This window comes from Amphritea balenae, from assembly GCF_003858655.1.
Lineage (GTDB): Bacteria > Pseudomonadota > Gammaproteobacteria > Pseudomonadales > Balneatricaceae > Amphritea > Amphritea balenae.
In genome coordinates this window covers 279,912-298,531 of sequence record NZ_RQXV01000006.1, presented here as the reverse complement: position 1 = coordinate 298,531, position 18,620 = coordinate 279,912, and the positions used below count along the sequence as shown (strand labels likewise).

Genomic DNA, 18,620 nt, shown 5'->3' with positions numbered 1-18,620 from the left:
CGCTTTAGTTAAGCGGTATTCTGATTGAAAACAGTGCGCCGCCCAGTGCGGCTTCTGAAATCGCTAATTCGCCGTCATAGCTACTTAAAATATCCACTGCAACAGATAAGCCTATTCCCTGTCCCGGGGCAGAGGTATCCGCCCGTTCACCCCGCTTCAAAATCGTTTGCCGTTTATCCGGAGATACCCCTTCTCCATCATCTGCAATATCGATCTGAAGCATGCCTGCATCGCTGCTAAAGCTCACACTGACTTGTGAATAACCATACTTAAACGCATTTTCCAGCACATTACCCAGCAGCTCCATCAGATCCCGCTCGTCTGCCGCTAGTTGACAGTCGCCCTGCAGCGAGAGTTCAACCTCAATATTTTTATCCCGATACACTTTTTGTAAGGCACTGAGCATACGCTCGATGAGCGGAGCAACGGCAACCTTCTTAGCCAGGGTTCGCCCCTGGCTTTTGACTGCCCGGGCCAGCTGATACTGAACAATCTGATCCATTCTGCCAGCCTGTTCACTCACTAATGTCTGAAACTCGGTAGCACTCAGCTTTTCCTGGCCGGCACCACGCATCACAGCCAGCGGTGTTTTCAGACTATGGGCTAGATCCCCCAGTGTATTCCGGTACCGTTCTCGCTGTTGTCGCTCATTTTTGATCAACAGATTTAAGTTATCCGTCACCGCCTGTACTTCGGTAGGATATTCGCCGGTCAGCCGGTCACTCTGACCCTGCTCAATATCTTTCAGGTCTGCTGCTAATCGTGTGAGAGGCTTCAGACCCCAGCCAATTAGAAGGGTCTCCACCAATAGGAACAGAAAGATAGCCGCACCAAGCCAGCCCCACAGTCGGGTATTAAAAGCTTTTTGCTCGGCCTTAAGCGAGCTACTGGATTCCAGTACCGTAAACAGATAATTATGTTCGCGTCCCTGTATCTCCCAGAGCAACGCAAACTGGTAAACAAAAACCCCCTTTTGCGGCAGCTCATAGAACAGAGATTCACCGGTCTTCAGGCGTTGGTCAGCTAACAGATCAAGATCAGGATCATTGATCAGCTTGGCTGATTCTGAGCTCCAGACTAACTGTTTATTATTACCGTGCAGGAATCCATATAAACCGGATTCAAGCTGGCTATAGCGAGGCTCCTGCAAAGCATCAGGAATACTAATCTGATCACCATCGAGCTCAGCAGCCCCCAGAATCAGATAGACCTGAAGCTTCAGACGCTCTTCTTCAGCCGCTTCCAGGCTGTGATGAAAAGCCTGTTGCAGGGCAAAACCGGTCAGCCCGAAAAATACCGGCAAGAGTAATAACGACCCCAGCAGTAAACGGGCCCTGAGGGCGCGGGGCATCATGCTTTATCAGTAGCCCCTGCGGGAAGGTCAAAACGATAACCCAGACCACGTACGGTCGTGATAGGTTGAAGGCTTTGTTCAGGGTCAAGCTTCTGCCGCAAACGACGGATAAATACCTCAAGCACATTACTGTCGCGGTCAAAGTCCTGATGATAGAGATGTTCAGTCAGCTCGCTCTTAGAGATAACTTTACCGGCGTTCAACATCATGTATTCAAGGGTGCGATATTCGTAACTGGTTAACTTTACTGTCTCACCATTGAGGTATACATTCCGTCCGGTGCTATCGAGGGTGATAGGACCAAATTCCAGCATCGGTTTCGCATGTCCTGCGGCCCTGCGCAGCAAAGCATTAAGACGTGCCATCAACTCTTCCATATGAAAAGGCTTAACCAGATAGTCGTCAGCACCGGCTTCTAGACCTTCAACCTTATCCTGCCAGTCGCCCCGGGCGGTCAGAATAATAATCGGAAAATTTACATCCTGCTTACGCCAGCGCTGAATAACTTCAACACCAGACAGCTTAGGTAATCCCAGATCAACAATCGCTAAGTCATAAGGGAATTCACTACCCAGATAAAGACCCTCTTCACCGTCTTCAGCTTCTTCAACCGTATAACCACTATCGTTCAACGCCGTTACCAGCTGTCGGCGCAGATCTGTATCATCTTCAATAACCAGCAGTTTCATTCCATGCTCCAATATACCAGTGAGTCTCTCACCTTAAGGGGATACTTCGCGGCCAGTTGCGGCATCAATAACAATCGTCTTTACCCGACCTTCATTGACCAGCCGGATATGATGCACCTTTCGTCCACCACGATTCTTTGTTTCCGCTTTCACAACTTTGCCACCATGGCTTTTTTTAGCCATCGCTGCGGCATGTTTCAGTGATACATCTGCCGCCGCTAATACTGTCTGTTCCATCCCATGCTCAGGCTTTATCCTGTCCTGGGTCGATACGGCAGCCCAGGCCCCTGACGCTGTGACCAACGACAGCATCAGTACGATTCGAAATAAAGCTCGGAACATATTTTCCACCTTTTAATTACTGCTTTCAGGAGACCGGAACAACGTTTACCCGTACTCTGATACGTTTACCTGGATGACGGTCCATCTGGGTATGATAAGTACGACCCTGATAACGATATGTCACATTGTAGCCGGTTACCCGTTCATAATACTCAACATCATGCTCAACACTACAACGGGTCTCAGTACGATAATGTACTCTGTTATCATATTGGGATCTATTCTGTTTCAGATCATTACCGATCGAAGCACCCAACACAGCACCAACCACCGCACCAACCTTTTTATTATCCCCACCGGCACCCAACTCATTACCTAAAGCGCCGCCAATAATACCGCCCAGTATAGGTGCAGTATAGGATTTACGCTGATGTCTGGGGGTTTCGTAACGTACCTCTTCATCCCAGCACTCGCGGCGAGGTATACGTCGCTCAGACTGGACAACAATAGGATCTACCCGGGTCACTTTTGCATAATCCCGGTGTGCGTTATCTCTGTGATTACGGGAACCTGCTTCAGCCAATGGTACCAGCAGGCTTAATGCCACCAACCCACTTACGATTAACTTTTTCATGACTACTCTCCTTAATCCTGATGTTTGGATTCTGTAGTCTATTTTCATACTCCGGGACTGAATCATTCCTGAACTAGAATAATCTGTTTCAGGCTTTACACTTCTTTACACTTTTTTGATATTAAACACAGGCATAAAAAAACCGGCCAATGGCCGGTTTTTTTATGCGAGCTTTTTTACGAAGCGCATTTCTTGCAAGAGCTGATTCCCAGAACTTTATATAACGGACACCAACCAACTAACGCGATCAGGATAACCGGTACACCGATCCAGCCCCATACTGTTTGTGGTCCAACAAAAACCAGGGCAATCAGCACCAAACCAACCAGTACCCGCAATGCTTTATCCACTGCTCCAATATTCTTTTCCATGTTCTTCACCTTTGCTAATTCAGAGTATGGAAACATTATCGGAGTAACGGCAGGCTATGTCTGTGACAAAGTCACACTACTCAAAATTATCTACGCTTGTCCCTTAATACGTATCGCATCTTTATTTACAAACAGTATTTGATTGCGACTTAATGCTATCCATTCTTTCTGCTCAAAGGCTTTCAGCTGACGACTCACCACTTCACGGGCTGTACCCAACTCATCGGCTATTTCCTGATGGGAACGTAATAAAATATAACCCGGTCCACAGTGCTCAATCAGGTAACGAGCCAAACGTTTTTCAATTCGTTCGAAGGCAATCTCTTGCACCAGGCCGATCATTTTCGCCAAACGCTCGCCGTATGAGTCAAAAATAAATCGACGCAGACTTTCCGATTCAGCCAGTGCCTTACGAAACTCCGCTAAGGGAATCAGAAAAGCCACCACATCCGTTTCGGTGATACCTTCGGCCGGATACGCCTCTTCACCCAGCAAACAAGAGGTCGTCAACACACAGGAACCCTGTTGCTCAATCCGATATAACACTATCTCCCGCCCGGCAGCATTGCGCCCCAGCACCTTCACAGTACCAGACACTACAATAATATAGTTATTACATGCATCGCCCTGATGAAACACTATCTGATCGGCCGGTAGCTCAACCCGCTGGGCACGGGCCAGAATTTCCATACCGGACTGATCAAGCTCTGCTAACACCGGAAACTGCTGCTGTAACTGCTCAATGCTGTTCATCATCCGAACCTTAGTCCTGTTCAGCCTTGCGCGCTCTTACCGCCAACATGACATAACGCAGGTTGTAGCTGAAGCCAATAACCAGTGCGATCGGCATAGTAATCAGAAAAACGCTACCAAAGGCAGGTTCAGATAAAAGATGGCCCAACCAGAGACACAATATACTGACAATCGCGACCGGCACACCGGTACGCATCATCATCTTTAACCAGCGATCAGCCCGTATCTGTTTTTTATCCACAGCCATTTTTTCCTCCGCTAACAATAATTACATTATCATACGTTTTCTGACCGAATCGCCATAGTGAACCTTGGCCGTAGTTATTTTTCTGACTAAAAATTCAACGGATCTAATCAGTAATTGTCAGATTAAACATAATCATCGCTTGTGTAGCGATATTCCGGGCTGAGTTTTGCTATAATTCGCCCTCTTAAATAAATATTCACTTCAGCCGCAGAGGATCTGTGCATGCCACAATATCGCTCCAAGACCTCCACCGCAGGTCGTAATATGGCCGGTGCCCGCGCACTTTGGCGCGCAACAGGTATGAAGGATGACGATTTCCAGAAACCGATCATCGCTATTGCCAATTCATTTACTCAATTTGTTCCGGGCCATGTTCACCTGAAAGATATGGGTCAGCTTGTCGCACGGGAAATTGAACAGGCAGGCGGTGTTGCTAAAGAATTCAATACCATCGCGATTGATGATGGTATCGCTATGGGCCATGACGGCATGCTTTACTCCCTGCCATCGCGGGACCTGATTGCCGACTCTGTTGAGTATATGGTCAATGCCCACTGTGCTGACGCTCTGGTCTGCATCTCTAACTGCGACAAGATCACACCGGGAATGCTGATGGCTGCAATGCGCCTGAACATTCCGGTAATCTTCGTATCCGGCGGACCGATGGAAGCCGGTAAAACTAAGCTATCAGAACATAAGCTGGATCTGGTTGACGCTATGGTACTGGCCGTTGATCCTGATGCTTCCGATGAGATGGTTGATGCGGTTGAACGTTCAGCTTGCCCTACCTGTGGATCATGCTCTGGCATGTTCACCGCCAACTCTATGAACTGTCTGGCCGAAGCACTTGGACTTGCCTTACCGGGTAACGGTACTGTTGTAGCAACCCATGCTGATCGTAAAGAACTGTTCCTGGAAGCGGGCCGCAGTATCGTGGGTATGGCCAAAAAGTATTATGAACAGGATGATGAATCTGTTCTGCCTCGCTCAATTGGTTTCAAAGCCTTTGAAAATGCGATGACTCTGGATATCGCCATGGGCGGTTCCACCAATACGATTCTTCACCTGCTGGCGATCGCTCAGGAAGCTGAGATCGACTTCACTATGGAAGATATCGATCGTTTGTCCCGCATTGTACCTCAGCTGTGTAAAGTGGCACCTAATACGCCGGAGTACCATGTTGAAGATGTACACCGTGCCGGTGGCATCATGGCTATTCTGGGTGAACTGGATCGCGCCGGAAATCTACATACTGATGCGCCGACCGTTCACGCGCCAACGATGAAAGATGCGCTGGATAAGTGGGATATAATGCGCGGCGTTACGCCTGAAGTAGCCAAATTCTACAAAGCAGGTCCCGCTGGCATTCCAACTCAGGAAGCCTTTAGTCAGGCTACTCGCTGGCCAACCCTGGATGGTGACCGTGCTAACGGCTGTATCCGCTCGTTGGAAAATGCATTCTCATTAGAAGGCGGCCTGGCAGTACTACGCGGCAATATTGCATTAGATGGTTGCGTGGTAAAAACCGCCGGTGTTGATGACTCTATTCTGGTATTTGAAGGCTCTGCCCATATTACCGAATCTCAGGATGAAGCCGTTGCGAATATCCTGGATGACAAGGTTAAGGCCGGTGATGTGGTTATCGTTCGCTACGAAGGCCCTAAAGGTGGCCCGGGTATGCAGGAAATGCTCTATCCAACGTCTTACATCAAGTCAAAAGGTCTGGGCAAAGCCTGCGCCCTGCTGACTGATGGTCGCTTCTCCGGTGGTACCTCAGGTCTCTCAATCGGTCACGTTTCACCCGAAGCGGCTGCAGGCGGAGCAATCGGCCTGGTACGCAATGGTGATCGTATTCGTATCGATATTCCAAACCGTACTATTGATGTATTACTGTCCGATGAAGAGCTGGCTCAACGCCGTGCCGAACAGGACGCTATTGGCTGGAAGCCGGTTGAGTCACGCCCTCGTAAAGTGAGTGCGGCTCTGAAAGCCTACGCAAAACTGGCGACGTCTGCCGATAAAGGAGCGGTAAGAGACCTGTCCGAACTGGACTAGTTTCTTTGCTTTCCTACTAAAAAAGCAGCCATTCGGCTGCTTTTTTTATTCCTGACACCAGGCTTCTAGCCCCTAACGTCTAACATCTAATTCCAAGCTGCTTGCCAGACCAGTCTTAAAGCCAACGCCGTTACCAGTAGTTTAAAGATCAGCTGAAATCGTTCGGCGGGTATTTTCTTCAATATATTTAAACCAAACCAGGTACCGATAAAGCCTCCTGCTATCATCAATAGAATCAGAGGTAGCCATGCTGGAAATGCGAAACCGATCAAACCAAAAACAAACATCTTTAACAGGTGCTGAAAGGTCATACAGGCAGCAAAGGTAGCCACAGTGCGATACTTTTCCTGCCCCAGACGATAAATAAAGGCGGCAACCAGCGGCCCGGTCGCGCCGACAAACATAGTGACCAGCGTTGTACCTGCACCCGCTAATACCACCCCGCCTGCAGGTACTTCATGCTTGGTGAGTTTCGGCCCCCAAACAATAAACAGAATAAAACCTGCAACCGCTAGCTGAATCATAACAACCGGCAACTGCACCACAATAAAGCTGGCCACAATCGCACCGGTAACGGCTCCCAGGGCAAACAGCCTGACCAGCGGCCAGTCTATATGCTGCCGGGTCATCAGGGCCCGGTTACCATTTGATCCCAACTGCACCAGTCCATGAACAGGGATTAACGCTGCCACAGGTACAATGCTTGCCATGACAGCAAGCAATAGCACACCACCACCGATCCCCATAGCGGCGGTTAACATCGAAGTCAGCAAACTGGTAATAACGAGTATGATTGCATGACTGTTACTGATCGCTTCAGGAAGCCATTCCATAAATCTTCCTTATACAAAAACGCACTCTTGCGAGTGCGATATCTTTTGTTTCGGTAAAACTGGCGGGGCTAGAATTAAACAGATGCCGGAATCAATCCTGTAGCGACTCTAATACCTGCTGCGCCCAGACCATACTGTGACGATACGCAACTTCATAGTAAGGCTTTTCTAATAAGCCTTCCATCTCATCCCATTCTGCCCGTTCATATAACGAGACTTCGCTAAGAATGTGGCCCATTTTATTTTTCTGACTCAGAATAGCCTCTTTAATCTCATCATTTAAGGGCACCTGTTGCAGTAGTTCAGTCATCTCCATATCCATCATGGCATCCAGTTGCGATAACAGGCCCACCATAAAGAAATTCATCGGGCTCTCATAACTCAACATCTCAGCCAGAAGCTCACACATCCGCCCTCTGATCAGCATCATTCGGGTCAGTTCAACCGGTTTCCCCGACTGACCACTCAACATAAACAGAGTCGCCCACTTTTTAACCTGTTCCATACCGATCAGAGAAATGGCATGGGAGATCGATTCAATCTGTTTAGGGGTACTGAATGCAGCAGAATTCACCAGTTTCAGAATTTTATAGGCCATCACCGGATCATTGATCACAATCTGCTCTACCGATGCGGCATTTGCATTGGGATTCTCAAGCTCGGCTAACAATTCAAAAATAAGCGCTTTAGAACTGCCGAGTTTCTTACCCTTCACCTCTACTGGACGACACAGGAAGAATCCCTGAAACAGATTAAATCCCAGCTCTATGCAGCGTCTGAAATCATCCTGCGTTTCCACTTTATCGGCTAGCAGGTCGACATGATATGGCTTACAAAAGTTCACCATATGCTTTAACTCATCTTCCGTATGACGCTGAATATCTATCTTAACTACATGCACGACATCCAGCAGGGCTGTCTGAGATTTATCACCGTTATAGTGGGTCAAAGCAAAGCGATAGCCCTGCTGTTTACGCTCACGAACAGTTTTAATCAGGTCTTTAGAAATGCCATCCTCGCGCAAGAGCTCAAAGATAACACTCTCTTTAGGCAGGGTAGGCAACATATCAGATAACAGCATGCTCTCCGTCAGCTTGACATAGAGCGGCAGTCTTTTTGACTCAGCGGTATCAGAAACCATCGCGTAGCTGTTCAGAATTACTGAGGCGGTTGCCTGTTCATCTGAAAATTCAGCAGGCAGAGAACCGTCATCAGAGCGATAAAGCAAACCATAGGCTTCAACATCCTGATTCTTATTAAACACTGGCTGCCGGGCTAATAAAACCGAGCTATCGGCTAACAGATCATCTTCAAGTGCACTGTTCACTACTATTCCCCATTTTTCACCCGCTACCTCAGGTATTACTGATCCCGCATAACTATAAGAAAACGCAAAGAAAAAAGAACAAATACCGGGATCTAACTATTATGGAACATTTATCTCTCTTATACAGACAAAATCCTCCCACTTTAGGCAGTTAATCATTGACCCTATATTTAATGCGCCATATTCTGTCAGACGCGTAACTTTCAAGGATCAGAAAGACGCAAAAACCAACAGTATCAATTGCATGGACAGCTAAATCTGACTTAAGGCTTTAGTTAACTCATTATGATCGTACTGCGCAGTATCGTATTCTGTATGGTCCTTCTTATTTCCTCTCAGCCGGTGACACTGTTTGCTGCTGACCGGCTTGAAGTAGAAATACGCTCAACCATCCTGAACATCCGGGAGACCATGTCCACTAAAAGCCCGGTGGTCGGTATCCTGAATAAAGGAGACCGGATACTAGTGACGACGACAGGTCATCAGGACTGGATCCAGCTAGAGGGTGCACAGGGCTTCATCTCGATTCATTATGTCGATGTATTATCACGTACCCCAATTGAGCTTTCACCTGCTGAAGCTGAAACAGCTCAGCCAGGCTTAGTCCCGGTCCTAGCCCCTGCCATAGCGCCTGTCTTAGTACCTGTTGCTCAGGTAGTGCCTGTAGTGGATCCATTACCGGAACAGCTTAATCCAACGCCGGAGGAAGCAGTCCTCCCCACAGGCGAAGTGATAGAAACAAAAGCCCCAGAGGCTGATATTAAAGCCGCTAACCTAATCTCAGAACTTAATACAGAGTTCAGTTCAGAACTTAACGCAGAACTCGAAACAGGGCTAGACACTGACGGTATTACAGAAACTCAGACTCAAGCGGTAAGAGAATGCCAGGCAGATAGCAGTAATACTCAGCTGACTGTCGACAGTCTGGTTAAAATTTGTCGCAAAAATCTCCAGTCCCTTACCTATGAAGCCTGCGAGTTTCAGTTTTCTCTCAAAATACAAAGCAGCTGTAACAACAACTCAGAAATTAATATTGAATGCTCAGCACAGGCTTTTTCTACTGATAAGAATAATATTGAACGGGCAACGGAGTTAAGTAACAGACACAAACTCAACAGCTCTGAAAGCGCCTTTAAGGTCACTTTACGCTGGTTTCCCGGTGATCCGGACCTGAAGATCAATAAAATCGTGCTTCAGGAAGATAACTGCCTGATTATTCCATAGTTTTTTAAAATAGAAAATTTACAAAAACTAATCTTTTTTACACCATTTTAGCTTATTTTCTACTATCCTATCCCTAACCGGCTTTAAAACGCCCGTTTGTGCTTATAAGGAGATAAGACTAAATGGAACAACAACGACTATGCAGCGATTGCTTTTTGCTGGTCCGAAGGCAGCTGATTACGACCCATGATAACCTCGTGGAACGCAACCACATCTATAATGACACTGTTTACGAATGTAACTGCTGTCACAATCTGATCAAACTTTCCCATGTTCCACATCAATGGACTGTATTGGAGGAAAGCGACCAACTGCAGAATCAAACAGCTAAATCAGCCTGAATATGGTCTGCCGTAGAAGTATGTAGTTACGGCTCCGATCTCTTCATAATCGCGCAAAAATCCCTATCCAATTTTAATGATTCCGCTTCCAACACCGGCAACTGATATTCAAAGTCTCTCCCTCTGATATTTATCTGAGCTCAAATATAGTCTTTGCCATCTTAGTAACGCCGAATCAGTTTTACATACTCCCCTCTATCGAGCGGTCATTTCTTTGACTATAGGGGTCTGATAAACTTAGCGACTTATCGTTTCAGCGCCGGTTTACCCGGACCTACAACCTCTTTCCGGAACATCCGATGTCTGCAGAGTCAGTCAATACCACTGAAGCCTTTATAAAACATCCTTTCAGATTATTTTTAGGCCTGATTTTCATTCTTTTTTGCTATAGAGAATGGGTGGTTCTCAGCACCCCTATTACACTGTTTTACGATGAAGCCTATTACCTGGGCTGGGCACAAACGCCAGACTGGGGCTACTACTCAAAGCCCCCGATGGTCGGCTGGCTAATAGCGGTGACTACCGCAATATTTGGCAATGCAGAGTGGGCAGTCAAACTCGGCGCCCCCTTGTGTTATAGCCTGGCCGCCATTTTAATTTATAAAACAGCAGAATTTCTGGTCGACTCAAAAGCAGCATTCCTGAGCGGAGCTATATTCCTGTTCATGCCGCTGGTTGCCTTTAACAGCCTGTTTATTACTACTGATGCACCACTTATCTTTTTCTGGTGTTTATGTTTCTATGCTTTTATCAGAGCCCGCCAGAGTAATGAATGGCAGTGGTGGCTGATTGCAGGTGTCGCAGGCGGCCTGGGGTTACTCTCAAAATATACATTCATCCTGCTGCCTGTCACTTTTCTGCTGTACGCCGCCTTTAGCCCTGCGGGTCGCCAGCTATTGCTTAATCCACGCTTCTGGATCACTTGCGTTCTTGCGCTTAGCTTCTTGCTACCCAACCTTTACTGGAACTATCAGCACGACTTCATAAGTTTCCAGCACACCGCAGAAATATCCCATCAGGACAGAAACTCGCTGAGTTTTGCCCGCTTAGCGGAGTTCTGGGGTGGTCAGCTATTTGTATTCGGCCCGGTTTTCCTTATCTATATCGTCATCAGGGGTTTGAAACGCCAACCAAAAAGCGATACCGAGAAACTGCTCTGGAGCCTGTTCTGGCCGACCTTTATTGTCCTGTCGCTACAAGCCTTTATGGCCAGAGCTAATATTAACTGGGCAGGCCCGGCCTATATTGGTGCCAGCCTGGTAGCCGGTTATTATCTGAGCCAGATAAAAGGCTACCGTCTGGTTATTGCAGGCTTAATTATCAATATGCTGTTTGCTGTATCTTTCTATCACTACAGCACTGTTACCGATGCATTGGGTATCGAGCGTAAGCGCGGTAGCGATCCCTATAAACGCCTGCTAGGCTGGCCAGAGTTTGTTAACCAATTCCAACCCTGGTTTGAACAGTACCCTGACCACAAACTCGCCAGCGATTCCCGTAAGTTGCTGGCTTATTTCGGCTACTACATTGCCCCTCAGGACTTTAAAGGTATTGCCCTGAGCGATGACAACTATATTGAAGATCACTACGAACTGAAATATCCACTGTCGGCCAGCACAGAGAAAAACTTTCTGTTTATTACTGAAGCAAAAGACGCTACAAAGCTGAGACAATATTTCGAAGAGGTGACTCTTTTAACAGAGCAGACTCTGGCCGTTTATAGCAACTTTTCCCGCTCGGCCCGGCTCTACAAAGTCAGTGGATTTAAAGGAGTACCGGAGCAATAATGCTTTTAACTACACTCAAAAATCACCGAACGTCCAGTATCTCGCTGATTCTTTTCTGCTTGTGTGCAGCCTTGTTTATCACTTACCCACAGCTGGATCTAATCATTTCCGGGGCATTTTATAACCCTGAAACCGAAGCGTTTATTTACCGCAAACAGTTGATAATCGTTGCGATCTATAAACTCTTTGCGGTTATACATCTCCCCATTCTGTTAGCACTGATACTCACCGGTATTCTGTATAAAATCGGCGTATTAAAACTCAGCAAACTAAAGAAATGGACCATAACCTTTCTCCTCACAGCCCTGATTCTGGGCCCGGGATTAATCGTTAACACCGTACTGAAAGATAACTCTATAGGGCGGGCCCGCCCGGTTCAGGTAGATAATTTTGGTGGCAACAGCCAGTTCACTCCTGCGTTTGTATACTCAGGTGAGTGTGCCAGGAACTGCTCCTTTGTCAGTGGCCATGCCGCCATGGGGTTTTATTTTATGATTCTGGGATGGCTATTCACCTCAGCCCGCTGGTTCTGGGCAGGCACTATGATTGGCGTCATTCTTAGCTTTACCCGAATCGTACAGGGAGGGCACTTTTTCAGTGACACCCTGTTCGCCTTCTGGGTGGTTTTCTTTGTTACCTCCCTTCTGGGTTACCTGTTCAATTTCAAGCATCCACTGAATAAATAAAAACTTAAGCTTTTCACCTTTCTGAATAATCACTCTCCAACAGGGGAGTGATGCTACCTGCCCCAAATCCAGAACTCCCTAGCTTCTCAGCATTATACTAATAAGCTCAACCCCATAAGTTCAAACAAAATCATAAGTATTTCACTATCAGGCAGCCCAAAAACAACGGCCAAATCATTTTAACTATTTATTGATTTGCGTCACGTAAATACAAATGATAATGTTTCTCATCTTCATTCGCATTGTGATATCTTTCACAACCAGCTGATGAACTCATTTGAACAGGGGTAACCCCTGCCACCCATATCAAGGAGAAACTATGTCTCGTCCCATTCTGAGCCTGACGGCCCTTGCCGCCATGGTGTTATGCAGTTCAGCACAAGCCGATGGTATCCGCGTAGAGGTTCTGGATAAGCGTTTTCAGCCGGCCGGATCTATGCTGGCATACACTGAATTTGAGCTATCGGGCGAACCACTGGCTGAAAGCCTGGGACTGGATCTGGACGTATTAGATCCCGATCAGCTAAATCAGCCGACAAGTTTTGATTACGCTGCAGGAATCGAGAGTTATGAATATTCCGAAGAAGCGATGTACGCCCTGAACTATCAGTCAAGAATGGGGCCTCACCTGTCTAACGGCCCACTAAATAAAGCCCGTGGCGGCAGTCCTGATAAACTAGGGCAGCGCTTTCTTGAAATGGCCAAATCAGTGGCCTTCCCTGCCGACGAGATTCCACTGAACCTATACCCGATATCCCTGCCTTATGAATCTGGTATGCCGGAGTTTGCTCAACCTGTCGATCAGACCGTTGTCAGCTCTGACCAGGTCGAGCACCTTGATGCCGCGGCTCAGGAACAGAAGCTAAACACTCAGACACCGGCATACTTCCGTGATTATAAATCGCTGTCATGGAGCAATAAGGACACCAGTAAAGTCATCAACCCTGCTGCACTAGGCGGCATTTTGCTTAAAGAAGTGATGTGGTCGCAAGACTTCCTGGGTGGTATGCATATCGCTGCCAGTGATGAAGAAGTGGAAGCCGAATCTTCAACTCAGGATCAGGATGGTGTACATGCACTGGGGGTTTCTGCTGCGGATGGCATGAACGGTATGATTCTGACCGAGCTTTCATTAGATAAGTTGTTAATTCTACAAGATAGCCTGGGATACGACGGTAAAAAACTTGGCGCTGCAATCACACCAGACTACGATCCGACTCAGGGAGCAGTCTGGTTCCCTCACAAAGTGAGCGTTAAAGAAGGTAGCAATAACGGCCTGAATGCTATCAATGAACTTACCGTGACCGATGCCAGTTCATCACTGCGGGATAACTGGCTGCTACTCTGGCCAGTAAGCGAGTACTTTGCATACTCTGACCAGCGCCAGGCCAATACCGGTCAGAACCCTGCCTTTACTGCAGTATTTGACGGAGCGCCTTTTGCTGCAGCTCCTACTGAAAATACAGATTCAGATCTGACTAACAATGTTAAAGCCAGCGATGCGTTCTCTGTAGCCAGCAACCTGAGCAATATGCTATTCAAAAACCTGGCAGCGCTACATTTCAACGCTGATAAGGGCACCTTGGTAGACAGCTATGATGGCAAACAAAGCCAACAGGTAACGACTTACGATGCCGCCTACAGCCTGGTAGCCCTGTCAATTTTCCAACGTGCTCAGGATGCACTGCCGGTAGGTTATGCATCTGCAGACGGTGGCGATGTTAATTTGAAGTCAGCAAACGGTAAGCAGGCTATGGATATGATAAAAGCGCAGGCTGATTTCATTCTTAACAGCCTGACAGCATCGAACGGTCTGGTTAATAACGGCATGACTCTGGGTGGTAAACAGGATACTGCACAATCACTGGATACTCAGTTCGCTGCTATCAGAGGCTTAACCGCCGCTTTCCTTGCAACCGAAGACAATCGTTACCGCGAAGCTGCACGGAATATTTACCTGGCAGTCGAACAGCAACGTTTTGATTCTGAAATCAATACCTGGGCTTCAGCGCCAGGCCAGCCAACCATTCACACCCCATGGACTGCAGCAGCCATTTCAGGCGCTCTGCGTGAAGCGATGCTGCATCTTAAAAATCAGGAAGGTGAAGAAGCTGAGGCTTTAGAGCTTAATACGCTGGCTCAGCGTTACGTTAGCTGGTTCAAAGGTGTTATTAACGGTCCTTCTATCGAGCAGGGAATGCAACTGGCTGAATGGCTGGGCGATTCCGGAGAACATCAGGTAGACGGCGGCAATGCCGATAACGATGCCGACAATGTCGCGCGGGTCACCGCTGCCGGTGGAGCCCATGGAACAGCGATGGTGATGGCATCGAAGGTAGAGGTGTCTGCTACTCATTAATCTGTCTATTGAGCTTATAAACGATAACACAGCTCACATCCGCCCCCGGATGTGAGTTGTCACTTTTCTAAGCTGAAGCCAGCTTTATACAGATAGCTTTTCTAATACTGACCTTTTAATAAAGAGACGATCTTTACGATTTACGGATCCGCTTATGTGTCGAATATGAATATACAAAGCCCCTCTGTGGCCACGACAGATGCATCATTAAAGCCTGCTATACAAAGCAGGCTTGGTGCGTGGTGGCGCCACCTGGCCTATCGACATAAAGCGGCTGAATTAAGCCTGTATCTGTTATTCATTACCGGATTACCGCTATGGAGCTTGTTTGAAATGGCATGGTCAGGGGAACGCTTTCTACTTCTGGCCCACTTTCTCGGTAGCATCATCCTATTTCCTCTGTTGATTCTGCCTTTCTGGCTCAGTCACCGACGACTTTGGCAAAGCAGCAAAAACCAAAAGCTGCGTAACACCGGCTATTACCTGGACCTGCTGATGTTAGTTTGCGCCCTGAGTGGCATTTACCTGCTATTACTTGGCAACCGGGGTGAATGGCTGGGTTACATCAGCCACTATCTGCACCTTGTGACAGCTATACCATTATCGCTGCTACTGCTTTTCCATGCCGCTCGCTGGTCTGTATTACGCCCACTATACCGCCCTTTTATTCGACGCTGAACACATACTATGAACGCTTTATTACGCATATTCACTCTTCTGTCTTTTGTACTTTGCACAACTTCGTTTGCAGCCCAAAGTAGCAGCTCAATCCTGGCATCTGCCGATCAGCAGTATATCTATACGGCTAACTTTGATGCGGGCAGCATAAGCCGTAGTTCAGGTACGTCAGAACAGGGGGATAAAGCGTTTAAAGAGATTAGCCTGGGGCAGGATATTCGTCGTATCGCCCTAAGCTCAGATGGAAAACGCTTAGCCGCTACCGATTACCTTGGCGACCGTATCTACCTGCTAAACGCAGCCAACCTTGAACTGATAAAAACCATCGACACCGGACGCCGCCCCTTTGCACTGATTTACGATACTAAGCATCAACTATTTTGGGCCACCCTGTTTGAAGCCAATAAATTAATCGCCTTCGACAATGAGGGAACTATTCGAAATGAAGTAGATACCGCTGACACCCCAAGAGGCCTGGCGCTGACTGATGACGGCCGTTTATTAGTCAGCCACGCGATGACGGGGCAAATATCCATCTACGACACAACATCCCTTGCTCTGACACTGATCAAACGAATTGATCTTGCTGAAAAGCAGTATACAGATGAATTCGTCTCACAAGGTTTACCCCGTTTACTCGACGATATCGCTATCAGCCCGGACGGCAAGGAAGCCTGGCTGCCACACCTGTTGTGGAATTTCGATCATCCGTTTCAGTTTCAATCCACTGTTTTTCCAGCGGTCTCCCTTATCGATCTCACTCCGGGTCAGGAAGCTGAGAAAACAGAGTTACGTAAAGAGCTGTTTCGTCAGATAAATACCATAGAAAACGCTAACCGTACCCGTATCGTTAGCAACCCTGCCGACGCAGAATTCTCTAACGACGGTAAACGGCTGTATATCACTCTGGCGGGCAGCGAAGACCTGATGGTGATCGACCTATCACGTCGCAGCACTAAACCTAAGAAAAAGCGTAGTAAGCGTCGTCAGGGTAAAAAACAGCAAGGTGGAGCCAAAGTGACTCAGATCCTGCGTCATATTCCCGGCGACAACCCCCGCGGACTGCTGGTTCAGGGTGATCGCCTCTTAGTGCAAAATGCGATGAGCCAGGATGTAGTACTGCTGGACGGCAGTGGGACAGGTCCTTTTGCCCGGGTAAAAATACTGCAGGCACCGTTGTACAAAACAGTTAAACAGGACCCGTTATCTGAAGAGTTACGGCTGGGTACCCGACTATTTAATAGCGCCAATACCGATGACTTTCCTGATACACCTATCGCTGGTGATTTTTGGATGAGCTGTAATAGTTGCCACCTGGACGGTTTTAACTTTACTAACCGCTATCTCATGGCAGACGGTCGCCGCTATCGTGACAGCTTTGAGGATGCAGTTACCGGTCACCGGGATGTCATTACTATGTTTGCCGGAAAACCACTTGCAGCGATCGCTGATGTTATTCAGAAAACCCAGGGCGGCCTGGGTGCTGAGGGTAACGAAACCGGTCCAGTAACGGTAAACCCTCAACAACTATCCCCTGAAGTGCGTGTTCTGATGAGTGCGCTTAAGGCCTATACGACCAAGCAGGAAAATCTGCCATTTCTCTCCACCTGGTTACGTCTCGACAGCAGTAATAAAACCGTCCATAAGAGCGAATGGCTCAACTCAGCCTCCTGTGCTGAGTGCCATACCGATATCTATCAGCAATGGGCGAACTCTAATCACGGCGCGATGATGGACCATCCCTATTATCGGTTCCAGGAAAATTACGCGGCGGCGCAAGAGGGTGAAGAGTTTCGCGCCCTCTGCCGGGGCTGTCACTTCCCTCAGGCACTGCTTAGCGGGGAACCAATGCCGCAGGAAACGATGGCAAATATGCATGAGAAAGACGGTATTAGTTTACAACAGGCCCTTGAAGATCAGAATCCGGTTGTTGAAGCCGGTACCAGCTGTTTCTTCTGCCACCGCATCAACCGGGCGGAAAATGCGGGCGGCAATGCCGACCTGACTATTAACCTTAAGGACCGGGAAAGCTATCTGTTCGATACCAAAATCGATGGCGTAAACCGCTGGCTGACCAGTCGTATGATCAATGCCAAGCCCGAAGCCCATAAAGATTCGTACAGCGATCCGAAGCTGTATCAGGACTCGCTATACTGCGCCACTTGTCATAACGAGTTCACGTCAGGCCCGGGCGCTATGATTAATGATAACTACGGCGAATGGCTGGCATCCTCGTTCAACAACCCGAAAGATCCGTCAAAGAACAGAACCTGTATCGATTGTCATATGGCTCCGGACATCAAACGTATCGGCGAACAAATCCCAGGGATATCCACCGAAGGAGGACCTGAAAAAGCCAATGTCCGTACCCACCATTTCACCGGCGCCAATAACTACCTTGCCGGATTACGAAGTGATGAGCACCGTCGCCTGAGTGATGACTTACTCAAATCAGCTGCCAGCCTGGATCTGGCGATATCCGAAGACCAGTTAATCGTGACCGTAGCGAATGTTAACGGTGGCCATCACCTGCCCGGAGGCTCCCGCCGCCAGCTTTGGCTCGAAGTTAAGGTAACCGATGCATCAGGACGCTCAGTGTTTGAAAACGGCATATTAAGCGATGACGGCCGGGTACCTGACGATGCGCGCAAGTTCCATAAAGTTGGCGCTGATCGTCATGGTAAGAAAGTAGGCCTGAGTTTCTGGCGCTATGAGAAACTGATCGAAGACACCCGTATCCCTGCAGACAGTAGCAGAGATGAACGCTATCAACTCCCCCAGGGCCTGGCCTACCCGCTAACAGTAAAAACCAGGCTGTTGTTCCAGGCGTTTTCCCGTCAGTTAACCGATAAAGTCAGGGCCGCCTTCCCGGAAGAAAACATACCTTATGCTCAGGTGATTGAGATGCAATCCATTAGCCGCTCATTTCAATTAGCTGATAAGCAGATTAAAGGTACAACATCAATGAAAACCGCAACCAACCACTGACAGACCGGAGAT

The 18,620-nt window shown here is 47.9% G+C and carries 16 protein-coding genes; 7 read left to right on the top strand and 9 right to left on the bottom strand.

Features of this window, described 5'->3' with window-relative positions:
- Window positions 1-4: 4 nt before the first annotated feature.
- The 7 genes from EHS89_RS12645 to EHS89_RS12615 form a co-directional block, all read right to left on the bottom strand.
- Complete coding sequence (locus EHS89_RS12645) at window positions 5-1,354, bottom strand: ATP-binding protein (RefSeq protein ID WP_124926507.1); 1,350 nt, start codon at window positions 1,352-1,354, stop codon at window positions 5-7.
- The gene (locus EHS89_RS12640) at window positions 1,351-2,043 is read right to left on the bottom strand and encodes a response regulator transcription factor (protein WP_124926506.1); all 693 of its coding nucleotides are present in this window, start codon (window positions 2,041-2,043) and stop codon (window positions 1,351-1,353) included. The genes EHS89_RS12645 and EHS89_RS12640 overlap by 4 nt, the downstream gene beginning before the upstream one ends.
- Before the next feature lie 33 nt (window positions 2,044-2,076).
- Window positions 2,077-2,385 (bottom strand): PepSY domain-containing protein, encoded by a 309-nt coding sequence (locus tag EHS89_RS12635; protein ID WP_124926505.1) that lies wholly within the window; start codon window positions 2,383-2,385, stop codon window positions 2,077-2,079.
- A 25-nt stretch (window positions 2,386-2,410) separates the two neighbouring features.
- Complete coding sequence (locus EHS89_RS12630; protein ID WP_229753578.1) at window positions 2,411-2,959, bottom strand: glycine zipper 2TM domain-containing protein; 549 nt, start codon at window positions 2,957-2,959, stop codon at window positions 2,411-2,413.
- 176 nt (window positions 2,960-3,135) lie between these two features.
- Entirely contained in the window at window positions 3,136-3,330 is a 195-nt protein-coding gene (locus EHS89_RS12625) for a YgaP family membrane protein (protein WP_124926503.1), read from the bottom strand.
- 90 nt (window positions 3,331-3,420) lie between these two features.
- Window positions 3,421-4,086, bottom strand: coding sequence for a Crp/Fnr family transcriptional regulator (locus EHS89_RS12620; protein WP_229753577.1), 666 nt, complete (start codon window positions 4,084-4,086; stop codon window positions 3,421-3,423).
- 7 nt (window positions 4,087-4,093) lie between these two features.
- On the bottom strand, window positions 4,094-4,330 hold the full coding sequence (locus tag EHS89_RS12615; RefSeq protein WP_124926502.1) for a hypothetical protein: 237 nt from the start codon (window positions 4,328-4,330) through the stop codon (window positions 4,094-4,096).
- A 222-nt stretch (window positions 4,331-4,552) separates the two neighbouring features.
- On the opposite strand from EHS89_RS12615, the gene ilvD reads away from it, so the two are divergent.
- Complete coding sequence (gene ilvD / locus EHS89_RS12610) at window positions 4,553-6,385, top strand: dihydroxy-acid dehydratase (RefSeq protein ID WP_124926501.1); 1,833 nt, start codon at window positions 4,553-4,555, stop codon at window positions 6,383-6,385.
- Between the two features lie 86 nt (window positions 6,386-6,471).
- On the opposite strand, the gene EHS89_RS12605 is transcribed toward ilvD, so the two are convergent.
- Both EHS89_RS12605 and EHS89_RS12600 read right to left on the bottom strand, forming a co-directional pair.
- Window positions 6,472-7,218: a sulfite exporter TauE/SafE family protein gene (locus EHS89_RS12605; RefSeq protein WP_124926500.1), complete on the bottom strand. Its 747-nt coding sequence runs from the start codon at window positions 7,216-7,218 to the stop codon at window positions 6,472-6,474.
- 91 nt (window positions 7,219-7,309) lie between these two features.
- A complete protein-coding gene (locus EHS89_RS12600) occupies window positions 7,310-8,545 on the bottom strand; it encodes an EAL and HDOD domain-containing protein (RefSeq protein ID WP_124926499.1) in 1,236 nt (411 codons plus the stop codon).
- Between the two features lie 285 nt (window positions 8,546-8,830).
- On the opposite strand from EHS89_RS12600, the gene EHS89_RS12595 reads away from it, so the two are divergent.
- From EHS89_RS12595 to EHS89_RS12570, 6 genes are all read left to right on the top strand, one after another.
- Complete coding sequence (locus EHS89_RS12595; protein ID WP_124926498.1) at window positions 8,831-9,769, top strand: hypothetical protein; 939 nt, start codon at window positions 8,831-8,833, stop codon at window positions 9,767-9,769.
- Between the two features lie 640 nt (window positions 9,770-10,409).
- Entirely contained in the window at window positions 10,410-11,897 is a 1,488-nt protein-coding gene (locus tag EHS89_RS12590) for a glycosyltransferase family 39 protein (protein WP_124926497.1), read from the top strand.
- Complete coding sequence (locus tag EHS89_RS12585; RefSeq protein WP_124926496.1) at window positions 11,897-12,583, top strand: phosphatase PAP2 family protein; 687 nt, start codon at window positions 11,897-11,899, stop codon at window positions 12,581-12,583. Before EHS89_RS12590 ends, EHS89_RS12585 begins: the two co-directional genes overlap by 1 nt.
- 319 nt (window positions 12,584-12,902) lie before the next feature.
- Complete coding sequence (locus EHS89_RS12580) at window positions 12,903-14,942, top strand: hypothetical protein (RefSeq protein ID WP_124926495.1); 2,040 nt, start codon at window positions 12,903-12,905, stop codon at window positions 14,940-14,942.
- 156 nt (window positions 14,943-15,098) lie between these two features.
- Window positions 15,099-15,620 (top strand): hypothetical protein, encoded by a 522-nt coding sequence (locus tag EHS89_RS12575; RefSeq protein WP_124926494.1) that lies wholly within the window; start codon window positions 15,099-15,101, stop codon window positions 15,618-15,620.
- A gap of 9 nt (window positions 15,621-15,629) precedes the next feature.
- Window positions 15,630-18,608 carry a cytochrome D1 domain-containing protein gene (locus EHS89_RS12570; protein WP_124926493.1) on the top strand — a complete coding sequence of 993 codons (2,979 nt, stop codon included), beginning with the start codon at window positions 15,630-15,632 and terminating at the stop codon, window positions 18,606-18,608.
- Window positions 18,609-18,620 lie beyond the last annotated feature (12 nt).

Excerpts from the sequence above, each read along its gene's own strand:
- EHS89_RS12635 (WP_124926505.1), bottom strand. The coding sequence starts at position 2,385 with ATGTTCCGAGCTTTATTTCGAATCGTACTGATGCTGTCGTTGGTCACA.
- EHS89_RS12615 (WP_124926502.1), bottom strand. The coding sequence starts at position 4,330 with ATGGCTGTGGATAAAAAACAGATACGGGCTGATCGCTGGTTAAAGATG.
- EHS89_RS12590 (WP_124926497.1), top strand. The coding sequence starts at position 10,410 with ATGTCTGCAGAGTCAGTCAATACCACTGAAGCCTTTATAAAACATCCT.
- EHS89_RS12645 (WP_124926507.1), bottom strand. The coding sequence starts at position 1,354 with ATGATGCCCCGCGCCCTCAGGGCCCGTTTACTGCTGGGGTCGTTATTA.
- ilvD (WP_124926501.1), top strand. The coding sequence starts at position 4,553 with ATGCCACAATATCGCTCCAAGACCTCCACCGCAGGTCGTAATATGGCC.
- EHS89_RS12620 (WP_229753577.1), bottom strand. The coding sequence starts at position 4,086 with ATGATGAACAGCATTGAGCAGTTACAGCAGCAGTTTCCGGTGTTAGCA.
- EHS89_RS12580 (WP_124926495.1), top strand. The coding sequence starts at position 12,903 with ATGTCTCGTCCCATTCTGAGCCTGACGGCCCTTGCCGCCATGGTGTTA.
- EHS89_RS12585 (WP_124926496.1), top strand. The coding sequence starts at position 11,897 with ATGCTTTTAACTACACTCAAAAATCACCGAACGTCCAGTATCTCGCTG.
- EHS89_RS12595 (WP_124926498.1), top strand. The coding sequence starts at position 8,831 with ATGATCGTACTGCGCAGTATCGTATTCTGTATGGTCCTTCTTATTTCC.
- EHS89_RS12640 (WP_124926506.1), bottom strand. The coding sequence starts at position 2,043 with ATGAAACTGCTGGTTATTGAAGATGATACAGATCTGCGCCGACAGCTG.
- EHS89_RS12605 (WP_124926500.1), bottom strand. The coding sequence starts at position 7,218 with ATGGAATGGCTTCCTGAAGCGATCAGTAACAGTCATGCAATCATACTC.
- EHS89_RS12630 (WP_229753578.1), bottom strand. The coding sequence starts at position 2,959 with ATGAAAAAGTTAATCGTAAGTGGGTTGGTGGCATTAAGCCTGCTGGTA.
- EHS89_RS12570 (WP_124926493.1), top strand. The coding sequence starts at position 15,630 with ATGAACGCTTTATTACGCATATTCACTCTTCTGTCTTTTGTACTTTGC.
- EHS89_RS12625 (WP_124926503.1), bottom strand. The coding sequence starts at position 3,330 with ATGGAAAAGAATATTGGAGCAGTGGATAAAGCATTGCGGGTACTGGTT.